The following is a 13819-nucleotide window of genomic DNA, read 5'->3' as shown; positions in this document are numbered from 1 at the left end:
ACGCGAGGCTGGCCGCGAGCGCGGTCGAGCGCCTAGACTTTGCCGATCTTCAGTTCAGGAACCGCCCGTGACTTCAATCTTCTGGTACGACTACGAAACCACTGGCATCAATCCGCGTAACGACCGCCCGTTGCAGGTGGCCGGGATCCGCACCGACCATGCGCTCAACGAAATCGACGAGCCGGTCAATCTTTATTGCCAGCCCAGCGAAGACATACTGCCGCATCCGGCGGCTTGCGCGATTACCGGCATCACCCCGAGCCAGCTCGCCGAAAAGGGCTTGAGCGAAGCTGATTTCATGACGCGGGTGCATGCCCAGCTGGCGGCCCCCGGCACCTGTGGCGCCGGTTACAACACCCTGCGTTTCGACGACGAGATGACCCGTTACAGCCTGTATCGCAATTTTTTCGACCCGTACGCCCGGGAGTGGCAGGGCGGCAACAGCCGTTGGGATCTGATTGATGTGGTGCGCGCTGCTTATGCGCTGCGTCCCGACGGACTGGTCTGGCCGAGCGATGACGAAGGTCGGGTGACGCTCAAGCTAGAACGCCTGACCGCCGCGAACAATATCGATCATGGCCACGCCCACGAAGCCTTGTCAGACGTTCGCGCCACCATCGCATTGGCCCGGCTGATCCGCGAGAAACAGCCAAAACTGTATGACTGGCTGTTCCAGTTGCGCAGCAAGCAAAAGGTCATGGATCAGATTCGTCTGCTGCAGCCACTGGTGCATATTTCCGGGCGTTTCTCGGCCGCGCGCAGTTATGTCGGTGTGGTGCTGCCATTAGCCTGGCATCCAAAAAACCGTAACGCCTTGATCGTCTGCGATCTGCACCTCGACCCGCAGGGGTTGCTCGATCTGGACGCGCAGACCCTGCGCCAGCGTTTGTACACGCGTCGTGATGATTTGCTGGAAGGTGAGTTGCCGGTGCCGCTCAAGCTGATTCACATCAACCGTTGTCCGGTGGTGGCGCCGCTTGCGGTTTTGCGCGCGCAGGATCAGCAACGTCTGGGGCTGGACATGGCGCTTTATCAACAGCGAGCACTGCGGCTAACTGACGCACAGCAAGTTTGGAAAGATAAAGTTGCAGAGATTTATGTCAGCGAAGATTTCATTCCGAGCGAGGATCCGGAACAACAGTTGTACGACGGATTTATCGGTGACCGTGACCGACGTCTATGTGAGCAAGTGAGGAGCGCTGACCCGGCACAACTAGCGCAAGAGCAATGGCCTTTCGATGACGAACGTTTGCCTGAATTACTCTTTCGATATCGCGCACGCAACTTTCCCGAGACGTTGAATTTCGAAGAGCAAGAACGCTGGAGAATATTCTGTCAGCAGCGTTTGTCCACGCCTGAGTGCGGCGCACCGAATACCTTGAAATCTTTTACCGAGGCGGCCGAGCAATGGTCGATTAATGCCACGCCGATGCAGAGTGAGGTGCTCAATGAATGGCAGAATTATGTCCAGGCATTGCGCAAACGTTTGAATCTTTGAAATCGAACATGACCGGGCTTAAATCCCGGGCATAAAAAAACGCCAGCATTCGCTGGCGTTTGTTTTTTCGCGGATCGCTCTGCGAAGACGTTGCGGCTTAGCCCAGCAGGGTAGCCCAGCCTTCAACCACGTCACCGCCCCACTTGGCTTTCCACTCTTTCAGAGTTTTGTGGTTGCCACCTTTGGTTTCGATGACTTCGCCGTTGTGCGGGTTTTTGTATTGTTTAACTTTGCGAGCACGCTTGGTGCCGGTAGTTTTTACTGCGCCGCCGCGTACTGCTTTGGTTTTAGCTTCCGGATCCAGCAGCGCGATAATGTCACGCAGGGATTTGGAGTATTCGCCCATCAGGGTGCGCAGTTTGCCTTCGAATTCCAGCTCGGCTTGCAGTTTGTCGTCTTGGGACAGGTTCTTCAAACGGGCTTGCAGCTCTTTGATGGCTTCTTCGGTGGCGCGATATTCGTTGATCAAGGACATGATTACTACCTTAGTAGAGTGCGGGATGGCAGGGGGACAGTGCCGCAATAATAGTCAGGCTGTTTCATCAAGTAAACATTTAACCGGGGTTTTTATTTAAATTAGTTACGAGAAACTGCTCTCTATTGAATATTCAGTTAAATAGTGTGATCGAGTCATCACAGATATTCACAGTTGTCTGATCAAGCGATCCCGCAGGATCAGCACCAGTCTGTCGGTTACTCATCAAGAATCCGTAGCACTGAGCCTGGCGCCTCCCGTTGCTGATCAATACTGCAGTTTTCCTGCGCAGCCGCTAGAATGGCGGCCTTTGCGAAGTTCTGGAGTTTCCCCCTCATGCGCACTTTTCGGCTGGTGATATCTTGCCCGGACCGCGTTGGCATTGTTGCCAAAGTCAGTAATTTTCTGGCAGCCCACAACGGCTGGATCACCGAAGCGAGCCACCACTCGGACAACCAGGTGGGCTGGTTCTTCATGCGTCACGAAATTCGTGCCGATTCGCTGCCTTTCGGTATTGAAGTGCTGCGCGAGAAGTTTGCGCCGATCGCCGAAGAGTTCTCGATGGACTGGCGCATCACCGACACCGAGCAGAAAAAACGCGTTGTGCTGATGGCCAGCCGCGAATCGCACTGTCTCGCGGACTTGCTGCACCGCTGGCACAGCGATGAACTGGACTGCGAAATCTCCTGCGTGATTTCCAACCACGACGACCTGCGCAGCATGGTCGAGTGGCACGGCATTCCTTATTACCACGTCCCGGTCAATCCGCAGGACAAGCAACCGGCCTTCGACGAAGTGTCGCGTCTGGTCAAACAGCACGATGCCGAAGTGGTGGTCCTGGCGCGTTACATGCAGATCCTGCCGCCAGACATGTGCCGCGAATACGCGCACAAGGTCATCAACATTCACCACAGCTTCCTGCCGTCGTTCGTGGGTGCCAAGCCGTATCACCAGGCGTCGCTGCGTGGCGTGAAGCTGATCGGCGCGACCTGTCACTACGTGACCGAAGAGCTGGACGCTGGCCCGATCATCGAGCAGGACGTGGTGCGTGTCAGCCACAGTGACAGTATCGAAGACATGGTGCGTTTCGGTCGTGATGTCGAGAAAATGGTCCTGGCTCGTGGCCTGCGTTATCACCTCGAAGACCGCGTGCTGGTGCACGGCAACAAGACTGTGGTGTTCTGATCTCAACCCCACAGGCTTGAAAAACCAAGGGTCTGGGCGTTCAATCGTCCAGACCCTTTTTCATTTCAGCTGTGAGGAAAAGCCATGACCGATCCACTGGACAAAGCCACTTCCAAAGCGCCGGCGACGTTGGGCGAAGGGTGTTTGAGTCGATATGATCCCGAGGACATGAGCCCGGAGGATGGCACCGAGTTTCCCGGCGCTGCGGAGTTGTGGGAACAATTGCAAGAGAAGTCCGACGACAACAAAGACGATGCCTGAGGCGCGATCATTTAGGCGCAGCCAAAGGCACGGGGTGCGACCGGACGATCAAGCCTGCCCCACCTTCATCAGTTTCCTCAACAGCGGTCGGCCCAGCATCAACAAAAACACCGGCCCCCCGACCAGCAGATAAAAGTAATACGTCACCACCCGCCAAATCAGAATCGCCGCCGCTGCAGTGGATTTCCCCACCATCGGCGCCAGCAACGCTGCCGACGTCAACTCCGCCGCCCCCGCGCCGCCCGGCAGCAGGCTGAATTGCCCGGCGCCCAGCGAAAGCATCTGCACCAGAAAACTCCACGCCCACTGCAAGTCCGCGCCCAGGCCGCGTAGCGCCAGATACAGCACGCTGTAGCGCAGCAACCAATGCACACACGTCAGGGCGAATACTTTTATCAATGTTTGCCAGGGCAACTTCAATGTATCGGTAAACGCCGCGAGAAAATGCAGCAACTTGCGCGCCCAGCGACGGCGGGTAATGGCCTTGACGTTCATCCTTGCCAGCAGGCGACCGCTCAGGCGAATCAGGGTGCGGTGATAGCGCGCGACCAGCACACAACTGAATAAACCGCCGAACAGCGAAATCGCACTGACGGTCAGCAACCACTCGAGGCGATCGCTGAGGTGCTGGAACAGCGCATAAATCAAAATGCCGCTGAGGGCGCAGAGAAAGAACAGCAAATCGCTGAGCTGATCCATGGCAAACACCGCGCTGCCCCGCGCCGGCCGCACGCCGGAGCGGGCCAACAGGGCCATGATCGTCAACGGCCCGCCGCTGCCACCGGGAGTCGCGCAGTAGGCGAATTCGGCGGCCATCACTACACCAAGGCTTTGCAGCGGCGTGACGCGCTCGCGCTGATCACCGAGTAGCAGGCGCAGACGCAAGGTATTGATGCCCCAGCAAAGCAGGATCATGCCGAACATGATCAACAGCCAGTGCAGCGGGAAACTCTGCAGCCGCGCCCAGGTGTCGCCGCCACCCAGCACAACCGGAATCAGCACCGCCGCGAGCAGGCCGATCAGCAAGAGAATGCCGCGACTCATGCGGCGCTTCCCAGTTGACCGCGCTGTTGGGCGAGCCAGTGGATTTTGGTCATCGGTACGCGTCCTTCGCTCAGCAGTCGTTCAAGGGTGTGCAGCCAGTAATCACGGGAAAAACCGTGGCGCATGTCCACGGGATGCAAGCCTAGACGAATCACCGACGCCCGACGCCAACGCTGTTGACGCTGCTCGCTGACAATCTTCGACAGGCCCCTTCGCCAAGCGCTGCGAGCGCTCCAGACCAGACCCGGCGCATCGATCGCGGTGAAATCCGGCAACCGATACAGATGCTGCGGATCGCTGGTGTAGCACAGGGGCAGATCGCGCAGGGCCTGGCGGGTGCCGTCGCTCATCAACCACGCCGGGGCAACGAAACCGTGCAGCGGCCAGTCGTGGCGCTGGAAGACTTCGATGCCGGTGCGCAGGCGGGCGAGGGCGGTTTCCCGGGACAAACGGTAAAACTCGCCTTCATGGGTGTAAACGCGGCGCATGAACCAGTCGTGAGGCGTCGTCGGGCCAGGCGCCTGGTCGTCGTGGAAATAACCGTGCAACGCCAACTCATCGCCACGGGCGACGCGCTCATCGAGCCGTCGGCAAAATGCCGGGTGATCGTCGAGGGCGTTGTGCCGGTGGAAATTCGGAACGACCAGCCACGTGATCGGTACGTTGCCCAAGGCGTCGACGGCCTCGACAAACGGCTGGTAATCCGCCCACGTCGACGGAGCGACGTCGTGCAGCACCAGCAAGACGGCGCGGTCGTTCATCGATTCAACCATTGGCCACCTTGGGCAGCGTATGTCCGAGTACGGCGTGATAGTGGCCCAACAAACTGTCGACCACCGTATCCCACGCATAGTGGGTTTCGACATGCTGGCGCGCCAGTGTGCCAAGTTTGCTACCGCCGCGACTGAACAGTTCGCGCACGGCATTGGCCATTGCTTGCGGGTTGTTCGGTGCGCACAGGAGGCCGCAGGAATCAGTGACGATCTCTTCGAAAGCCCCGGCGGCAACGGCCACCACGGGAATGCCGCAGGCCATGGCTTCGAGGATCACCAGGCCGAAGGTTTCCTGGTCGCCGGCATGCAGCAAGGCATCCGCACTGGCCATCAACTGCGCGACGCGTGGCGCGGGGCAGAATTCGTCGATCACACTGACGTTTTCCGGCACCGCGGTGGGCATCGACGAACCGACCAGTAGCAGGTGATAGCGCGGGCCGAGGCGTTGCATGCATTTGAGCAATACCGGCAGGTTTTTCTCTTTCGAGCCGCGTCCGGCAAAAATCAGCAGCCGGGTGTCTTCGGCGATGCCCAGTTCTGCACGCAGTTGCGGGTCGCGGGCTTTGGGGTGAAAGGTCTGCAGGTCGACGCCCAGCGGTTGCACGAACACATTGCGTACACCGAGGCCGCTGAGCTTGTCGGCCATGATCTGACTGGGTGCCAGAACCCGATCGAAGTTGCCGTAAAGCCTGGTGACATACGCCTCGATATTCGGTGTGACCCAATGGCCCATGCGATTGCCGATCAGCAAGGGCAGATCGGAGTGATAGAAACCGATTACCGGCACATCCAGCTGTCGTCGCGCATCAAGGGCGGCCCAGGCGGTCAGATAAGGGTCGCCGACTTCGATCAGATCGGGCTGTAAATCCTGCAGGACATTTCGCCATGGCGCGAGGCGAAGGGGGAATCGATAGCCTTTGCCGAAGGGCAGGGCGGGGGCGGGAACCGTGTAAACGCCGTCGTGTTCGCCGAAATGGGCACCGGGAATCAGCAGGCTGTGGCGGGTGCCGGATTTGACTCCGAGCCGGCGGTGTTTGGCATCCAGATAAGTACGCACGCCGCCGCTGGCCGGGGCGTAGAACATGGTGATGTCGGCGATATGCACGGTGATCAACCCTCCGTTGCGTAGTTCTCCCTTGGTTGACCTTTATCAAGAATAGATGTTCGGTCGGGATTGCGCGGTGGAGCTGAAGAGCGCCCTCACCCTAACCCTCTCCCGGAGGGAGAGGGGACTGACCGAAGTGGATGTTGGAGTTACACCGACTTGAGAGACCTGAGTCGAACTCAGGTCTGGAAAATCCCCCGATCGGCTTCCTTTCCCCCTCGCCCCTCTGGGGGAGAGGGCTGGGGTGAGGGGTAGGCTTTTGATCTCAGATGCGGAAACTGCCAACCAGTTGTTTCAGACGCGAAGCCTGCTGCTCCAGGTCCGAACACGCGCGCAACGTCGCCTGCAAGTTCTCCACGCCTTCCTGGTTCAGCGTGTTGATCTCGGTGATATCGACGTTGATCGACTCCACCACTGCCGTCTGCTCTTCGGTCGCGGTGGCCACCGACTGGTTCATCCCGTCGATCTCGCCAATGCGCTGGGTCACGCTGTTCAAGCGCTCCCCGGCAAGGTTGGCAATCTCGACGCTGTCCTGGCTGTGACGCTGACTGTCGCTCATGGTGCTCACCGACTCACGGGCGCCGACTTGCAGCTCCTCGATCATGGTCTGCACCTGTTGCGCCGATTCCTGGGTGCGGTGCGCCAGATTGCGCACTTCATCCGCCACCACGGCAAAACCCCGGCCGGCTTCACCGGCACGTGCCGCTTCAATGGCCGCGTTGAGCGCCAACAGGTTGGTCTGTTGGGAAATGCTGGTGATCACTTCGAGAATCTGGCCGATGTTCACGGTTTTGCTATTCAGCGACTCGATGTTGCTGCTCGACGCGCTGAGCATGCTCGACAGTTGATTCATCGCCTTGATGCTGCGATCCACCACTTGCTGGCCGTCTTCAGCCAGACCGCGCGCGTCGCTGGCCTGATTCGAAGCCTGGGCGGCGTTGCGGGCGATTTCCTGCGCCGCGGCACCGAGCTGGTTGATCGCCGCGGCGACACTGCTGGTGCGCGAGGCTTGCTGATCAGAGTTGTACATCGACGAGTTCGATGCCGCGACCACGCGCAGGGCGACTTCGTTAACCTGGCCGGTGGCCGACGACACTTCGCGGATCGAGCCGTGAATGCGCTCGACGAAACGGTTGAATGCGGTACCGAGCACGCCAAATTCATCGTTATTGACGATGGTCAGGCGTTTGGTCAGGTCGCCTTCGCCATCGGCGATGTCCTCCATGGCGCGGGTCATCACGTGCAGCGGCTGGATCAGAATACGGATCAGCATGCCGAGCAGGGCAATGATGATTGCCACGGCAATCACGGTCGCGATCACTGCCGAGGTGCGGAATTCGCTGAGCATCGCAAAGGCCTGATCCTTGTCCACCGACAGGCCGATGTACCAGTTCACCGACGGCAGGCCTTTGATCGGCGCGAAGGTGACGATGCGGGTCTTGCCGTCGACGTTGACTTCGCTGAAGTCGCTGCTGATGCGCGGGGTGTCCTGCGGATAGGCTTCCTTCAGTGATTTCATCACCAACGCCTTGTCCGGGTGCACGAGGATCTTGCCGTCGGCGCTGACCAGGAACACATAACCCATGCCGTCGAAATCCCGGGCGGCGAGGGTGTCGACCAGCGATTGCAGGCTCAGGTCGCCGCCAACCACACCCACACTCTGGCCGGCCTTTTTCGAGGCAGTGGCGATGGAAATGATCAACTGGCCGGTAGCGGCGTCGATGTACGGTTCGGTCAGGGTTGAGGTGCTGCTGCCCTCGGCACCTTTATACCAAGCGCGCACGCGCGGATCGAAACCGTCGGGCATCTTGGTGTCCGGACGGATGGTGAAGTGCCCGGTGGCATCGCCCAGGTAGGTCGCCATGAACGTCGAGGTCAGGCTTTTCTGTTCCAACAGACTGGCGACGTTGGCGGGCTCGGGGTTGATGGCGATGTTTTGGGCGGCGTTCTCGATCAGTAGAATGCGGCCGCTGAGCCAGGTCTGGATATTGCCGGCAGTGACCTCGCCCATCTCGTTGAGATAGTTGTTCAGGTCATCGCGGATCGCGTTGCGCTGCAACCAGTCGTTGTACAAGGTAAACGAGGCGAAGGCGGCGATGACGATGAGGGCGGCGGCAAGCAAAATTTTATGGCTGAAGCGCAGATTTTTGTTCATGGCTTGGGGTTCCGCTAAGGTCTTAATGTCCAGGGCGTGCTTTTATAGAAGCGCGCAAAATGGGCAAGGGTGAAAACAAGCTGATATTTCCGTCTCTCCTTAGGGAAATGTCCGGCCTGACTTGTGGTCGGGTCTCTCACTCTTCTTTATCGGCCATGCAGAATCAAAGATTAACCATTGGGTGACAAAATGCCTGACTCCTCGCAACTCGTAATCGGCGCCGACCTCGCAGGCCAACAGATCGCTCAGGCCATGCGCCTGGCCAACCGCCACGGACTGGTCGCCGGCGCCACCGGTACCGGTAAAACCGTCACCTTGCAGCGTTTGGCCGAGGCGTTCAGCGACGCCGGGGTCGCGGTATTTGCCGCTGACATAAAGGGTGATCTGTGTGGCCTCGGTGCGGCGGGCAATCCGCAGGGCAAGGTGGCCGAGCGCATTGCCGGGATGCCGTGGCTCAACCACAAGCCGCAGGCCTATCCGGTGACCTTGTGGGACATCCACGGCGAGTCCGGTCATCCGTTGCGCACCACGTTGAGCGAAATGGGTCCGTTGCTGATCGGAAGCCTGCTGGAACTGACCGATAGCCAGCAATCGGCGCTTTACGCCGCCTTCAAGGTGGCCGATCGCGAGGGCCTGTTGCTGCTGGACTTGAAGGATCTGAAAGCGCTGCTCAATCACCTCAAGGAAAACCCGCAGCTGTTGGGCGAAGACGCGGCGCTGATGACCACAGGTTCCAGTCAGGCGCTGTTGCGTCGCTTGGCGACGCTGGAGCAGCAGGGCGCCGAAGCCTTGTTCGGCGAACCGGCACTGCAACTTGAAGACATTCTGCAACCGACCGCCGATGGTCGCGGGCGCATTCATTTGCTCGATGCCAGCCGACTGGTACACGAGGCGCCGAAGGTCTATGCGACATTCCTGTTGTGGCTGCTGGCTGAACTGTTCGAGCAATTGCCCGAGCGCGGCGATGCCGACAAACCGCTGCTGGCGCTGTTTTTTGATGAGGCGCACTTGTTGTTCGGCGATACACCGAAGGCCTTGCAGGAGCGACTTGAGCAAGTGGTACGGCTGATCCGTTCCAAAGGCGTTGGCGTGTACTTCGTTACGCAATCGCCGGCGGACTTGCCCGATGACGTGCTGGCGCAACTTGGCTTACGCATTCAACACGGTTTGCGCGCCTTTACCGCCAAAGAGCAGAAATCCCTGCGCGCGGTGGCGGACGGCTTCCGACCGAATCCGGCGTTCGACAGCTTGTCGGTGTTGACTGAACTGGGAATTGGCGAGGCCTTGGTCGGCACGCTGACCGAGAAAGGCACGCCGGAAATGGTGCAGCGCGTACTGGTCGCACCGCCGCAGTCGCGGATCGGGCCGTTGACCGAAACCGAACGCACGCTGTTGATTGCGGGCTCGCCGTTCAAGGGCCGCTATGACAAGCCGATCGATCGTGAGTCGGCGTATGAAATTCTGATGGGGCGTAAAGGGCTGGCGCCGGAGGCTGAAGCGCCAGCGGCTTCACAAGAGCCGAGTCTGGCGGACAGGGCTGGAGAGTTCCTGGGTACGGCAGCAGGGCAGGCCTTGAAGTCAGCCATGCGTCAGGCTGCCAATAACCTCGGCAAACAACTGGTACGCGGCTTGATGGGCTCTTTACTCGGTGGCAGCAAACGCCGCTGAAACCTGTGGGAGCGAGCTTGCTCGCGAAGGCGCCGTGTCAGGCAACACATAGGTTGAATGACAGTCCGCATTCGCGAGCAAGCTCGCTCCCACAGGGAATTTGTCAGGTCTTGGCTTTGGCGTGCGCCGCCAGTCGTTCCAGTGCCGCGCGCAAACCCGGATCAGTGATCCCGTCCGCCGTGGCCTGAATCGTCGCCGCTGCATCCGTCGACAAATCCATCGTGTGTCCGGCCGCTCCGCGTTGAACGGTCGGCGGCTGCACCTTGAACAGAATCCGCGTCAAACTGGCGAACTCATCAAACATCTGCAGTTGCCTCTGCAAGCGTTTTTGCTGATAGCGCAGACGTGTGGCCCAATGGCCATCGGTGACAATCAGCAACAGACTGCCCTCACGCCACGACGCTACATGGCAATGTTCACGGGCGGCGGGTTGCAGTTGGCTTTCGAGCAGACGCTGCAAATGCCCCAGTCGTTGGGCATGGCCGAGGATGGCTTTGAGCGGCTTGGCTTCGCGCAGGAGAACGGCGGGTGCTCTGGCCGTAAGAGGGCGAAATGCCATGATCGAACACCTGAAGTAACAGAAACGCCATGGTAGCAGAAAGGCCGAAATCACTCGCCCATTGCTTTTGCCCTCGCTTTGCCCATTAAATCAACGACTAACTTCTGCCTTGTATGACTTGAAGTTGAGCAAAACGCCCCTATTTTAAGTGAGCCCCGTCAAAGCGCAGTGCCAGCATCGTGGAACATCGCCACTTTCCTCACTTCCGTTTCCGGGTAGAATGCTCGTTCGCATGCGGCCATGAGGGCTGCACGGGCGACGCTCACGGGGCCGCCCTCCATCCCTTTAGTGTGGAAGATCCTGCCGATATGTTTGCGCCTTTGTTAAAGAAACTTTTTGGAAGCAAGAACGAGCGTGAAGTCAAACGCATGCTCAAGACGGTGCAGCTCGTCAATGCCTTCGAAGAGCAAATGGTGGCCCTTTCGGACGATCAATTGCGCGCCAAGACCGCTGAGTTCAAGGCCCGCATCGCCAAAGGGGAAACCCTCGACAAGCTGTTGCCAGAAGCCTTTGCGGTCGCCCGCGAAGCCGGCAAGCGCATCATGGGTATGCGCCACTTCGACGTACAGCTCGTCGGTGGCATGACCTTGCACGAAGGCAAGATCGCCGAAATGCGCACCGGTGAGGGTAAAACCCTCGTAGCGACCCTGGGTGTTTACCTCAACGCATTGTCCGGCAAGGGCGTGCACGTTGTGACGGTGAACGACTACCTGGCGCGTCGTGACGCCAACTGGATGCGCCCGCTGTATGAATTCCTCGGCCTGACCGTCGGCGTCGTGACGCCGTTCCAGCCGCCGGAAGAGAAGCGTCTGGCCTACGCCGCCGACATCACCTACGGCACCAACAACGAATTCGGTTTCGACTACCTGCGCGACAACATGGCGTTCAGCATGGAAGAAAAATTCCAGCGCGAACTCAACTTTGCCGTGATCGACGAAGTCGACTCCATCCTCATCGACGAAGCGCGTACCCCGCTGATCATTTCCGGTCAGGCCGAGGACAGCTCCAAGCTGTACATGGAGATCAATAAACTGATCCCGCAGCTGGAACTGCACGTTGAAGAAGTCGAAGGCGAAGTCACCAAGGCTGGCCACTACACCGTTGACGAGAAGACCCGTCAGGTTGAACTCAACGAAGCCGGTCACCAGTTCATCGAAGACATGCTCACCCGCGTCGGCCTGCTGGCTGAAGGCGAGAGCCTGTACTCGGCACACAATTTGGGCCTGCTGACCCACGTGTATGCCGGTCTGCGTGCGCACAAGCTGTTCAATCGCAACATTGAATACATCGTGCAGGATGGTCAGGTCGTACTGGTCGACGAACACACCGGTCGTACCATGCCGGGTCGTCGTTTGTCCGAAGGCCTGCACCAGGCCATCGAAGCCAAGGAAGGCCTGAACATTCAGGCCGAGAGCCAGACGCTGGCCTCGACCACCTTCCAGAACTACTTCCGTCTGTACACCAAGCTGTCCGGCATGACCGGTACCGCCGACACCGAAGCGTTCGAATTCCACCAGATCTATGGTCTGGAAGTCATGGTCATTCCGCCGAACAAACCGTTGGCGCGTAAAGACTTCAACGACCTGGTGTTCCTGACCGCCGAAGAGAAGTACGCGGCCATTGTTGCGGACATCAAGGAAAGCATGGCGGCCGGCCGTCCGGTGCTGGTGGGTACTGCCACCATCGAAACCTCCGAGCACATGTCCGCATTGCTCGTGAAGGAAGGCATCGAACACAAGGTTCTTAACGCCAAGTTCCACGAAAAAGAAGCCGAGATCATCGCGCAGGCCGGTCGTCCGGGCGCCCTGACTATCGCCACCAACATGGCCGGTCGTGGTACCGACATCCTGTTGGGCGGCAACTGGGAAGTTGAAGTCGCGTCGCTGGAAGACCCGACCCCTGAGCAGATTGCCCAGATCAAGGCCGACTGGCAGAAGCGCCACCAGCAAGTGCTGGAATCCGGCGGTTTGCAGGTGATTGCCTCCGAGCGTCACGAATCCCGTCGTATCGACAACCAGCTGCGTGGCCGTGCCGGCCGTCAGGGTGACGCCGGTTCCAGCCGCTTTTACCTGTCGCTGGAAGACAGCCTGATGCGCATCTTCGCTTCTGATCGAGTGAAGAACTTCATGAAAGCCCTGGGCATGCAGCCGGGCGAAGCGATCGAACACCGCATGGTGACCAACGCGATCGAGAAGGCGCAGCGCAAGGTTGAAGGCCGCAACTTCGATATCCGTAAGCAACTGCTCGAGTTCGATGACGTCAACAACGAACAGCGTAAAGTGATCTATCACATGCGTAACACGTTGCTGGCCGCCGACAACATCGGTGAAACCATCGCCGATTTCCGTCAGGACGTGCTCAACGCCACCGTCAGCGCGCACATTCCGCCGCAATCGCTGCCAGAGCAGTGGGACGTGGCCGGTCTGGAAGCCTCGATTGCCAGCGACTTCGGCGTGACACTGCCGATCCAGCAGTGGCTCGACGAAGACGATCACCTGTACGAAGAAACCCTGCGCGAGAAGCTCATGACCGAGCTGATGGCGGCGTACAACGAGAAAGAAGACCAGGCCGGTGCCGACGCACTGCGCTCGTTCGAGAAGCAAATCGTACTGCGCGTGCTGGACGACCTGTGGAAAGACCACCTGTCGACCATGGATCACCTGCGTCACGGTATCCACCTGCGTGGTTACGCGCAGAAGAACCCGAAGCAGGAATACAAGCGCGAGTCGTTCACGCTGTTCTCCGAACTGCTCGACTCGATCAAGCGCGACTCGATCCGTGTGCTGTCGCACGTTCAGGTGCGCCGCGAAGATCCGGAAGCCGAAGAGCAACGTCTGCGTCAGGAAGCCGAAGCACTGGCCGCCCGCATGCAGTTCGAACACGCCGAGGCCCCCGGTCTGGAGCAACCGGAAGTACTGGGTGAAGAGGTCGATGTGGCCCTCGCCACCGCGCCGGTTCGCAACGAGCAGAAGCTGGGCCGCAACGAGCTGTGCTACTGCGGTTCGGGCAAGAAATTCAAGCATTGCCACGGGCAGATCCAGTAAACCCCGTTTCAACTGCTGAAATACCCGCGCCGCGACCGGCTCCTGCCGTCGC

General features: G+C 59.3%; 11 protein-coding genes and 2 pseudogenes. 6 read left to right on the top strand and 7 right to left on the bottom strand.

The window, feature by feature from the left end; translation table 11 throughout:
* The first annotated feature begins 67 nt into the window (after positions 1-67).
* Positions 68-1498 carry an exodeoxyribonuclease I gene (gene sbcB / locus AB4O11_RS01950; RefSeq protein ID WP_093430507.1) on the top strand — a complete coding sequence of 477 codons (1431 nt, stop codon included), beginning with the start codon at positions 68-70 and terminating at the stop codon, positions 1496-1498.
* A 97-nt stretch (positions 1499-1595) separates the two neighbouring features.
* On the opposite strand, the gene mvaT is transcribed toward sbcB, so the two are convergent.
* The gene (gene mvaT, locus AB4O11_RS01945) at positions 1596-1973 is read right to left on the bottom strand and encodes a histone-like nucleoid-structuring protein MvaT (protein ID WP_007912775.1); all 378 of its coding nucleotides are present in this window, start codon (positions 1971-1973) and stop codon (positions 1596-1598) included.
* Positions 1974-2309: 336 nt separating this feature from the next.
* On the opposite strand from mvaT, the gene purU reads away from it, so the two are divergent.
* Both purU and AB4O11_RS01935 read left to right on the top strand, forming a co-directional pair.
* Positions 2310-3158: a formyltetrahydrofolate deformylase gene (gene purU / locus AB4O11_RS01940; RefSeq protein WP_007912774.1), complete on the top strand. Its 849-nt coding sequence runs from the start codon at positions 2310-2312 to the stop codon at positions 3156-3158.
* A gap of 84 nt (positions 3159-3242) precedes the next feature.
* Entirely contained in the window at positions 3243-3419 is a 177-nt protein-coding gene (locus AB4O11_RS01935) for a hypothetical protein (protein WP_175559560.1), read from the top strand.
* Between the two features lie 48 nt (positions 3420-3467).
* Here AB4O11_RS01935 and AB4O11_RS01930 read toward each other — a convergent pair whose 3' ends face one another.
* The 5 genes and pseudogenes from AB4O11_RS01930 to AB4O11_RS01910 all read right to left on the bottom strand — a co-directional run.
* The gene (locus AB4O11_RS01930; RefSeq protein WP_099757019.1) at positions 3468-4463 is read right to left on the bottom strand and encodes a lysylphosphatidylglycerol synthase transmembrane domain-containing protein; all 996 of its coding nucleotides are present in this window, start codon (positions 4461-4463) and stop codon (positions 3468-3470) included.
* Positions 4460-5236 (bottom strand): DUF2334 domain-containing protein, encoded by a 777-nt coding sequence (locus AB4O11_RS01925; RefSeq protein WP_460129966.1) that lies wholly within the window; start codon positions 5234-5236, stop codon positions 4460-4462. Before AB4O11_RS01925 ends, AB4O11_RS01930 begins: the two co-directional genes overlap by 4 nt.
* A complete protein-coding gene (locus tag AB4O11_RS01920) occupies positions 5229-6341 on the bottom strand; it encodes a glycosyltransferase family 4 protein (protein ID WP_460129964.1) in 1113 nt (370 codons plus the stop codon). Before AB4O11_RS01920 ends, AB4O11_RS01925 begins: the two co-directional genes overlap by 8 nt.
* 265 nt (positions 6342-6606) lie before the next feature.
* Positions 6607-7371 (bottom strand): methyl-accepting chemotaxis protein, encoded by a 765-nt coding sequence (locus AB4O11_RS01915; protein WP_371043227.1) that lies wholly within the window; start codon positions 7369-7371, stop codon positions 6607-6609.
* Positions 7372-7512: 141 nt separating this feature from the next.
* Positions 7513-8352, bottom strand: a pseudogene (locus AB4O11_RS01910) (HAMP domain-containing protein); the annotation flags it as partial.
* 333 nt (positions 8353-8685) lie between these two features.
* On the opposite strand from AB4O11_RS01910, the gene AB4O11_RS01905 reads away from it, so the two are divergent.
* On the top strand, positions 8686-10164 hold the full coding sequence (locus tag AB4O11_RS01905) for a helicase HerA-like domain-containing protein (RefSeq protein ID WP_099759346.1): 1479 nt from the start codon (positions 8686-8688) through the stop codon (positions 10162-10164).
* Positions 10161-10259: pseudogene (locus AB4O11_RS01900) on the top strand (metal ABC transporter ATP-binding protein); the annotation flags it as partial. The gene AB4O11_RS01905 and the pseudogene AB4O11_RS01900, both read left to right, overlap by 4 nt.
* An 8-nt stretch (positions 10260-10267) precedes the next feature.
* Here AB4O11_RS01900 and AB4O11_RS01895 read toward each other — a convergent pair.
* Positions 10268-10723: a DUF721 domain-containing protein gene (locus tag AB4O11_RS01895; RefSeq protein WP_038366691.1), complete on the bottom strand. Its 456-nt coding sequence runs from the start codon at positions 10721-10723 to the stop codon at positions 10268-10270.
* A gap of 308 nt (positions 10724-11031) precedes the next feature.
* Between AB4O11_RS01895 and secA the strand changes: the two genes are divergently transcribed.
* Positions 11032-13767: a preprotein translocase subunit SecA gene (gene secA, locus AB4O11_RS01890; protein ID WP_093430502.1), complete on the top strand. Its 2736-nt coding sequence runs from the start codon at positions 11032-11034 to the stop codon at positions 13765-13767.
* Positions 13768-13819: the final 52 nt, after the last annotated feature.

The sequence above is a fragment of the Pseudomonas sp. H1_D05 genome, from assembly GCF_054682705.1.
Note: the sequence above shows the minus strand (reverse complement) of the source record. Positions and strands in the feature narration are given on the sequence as shown.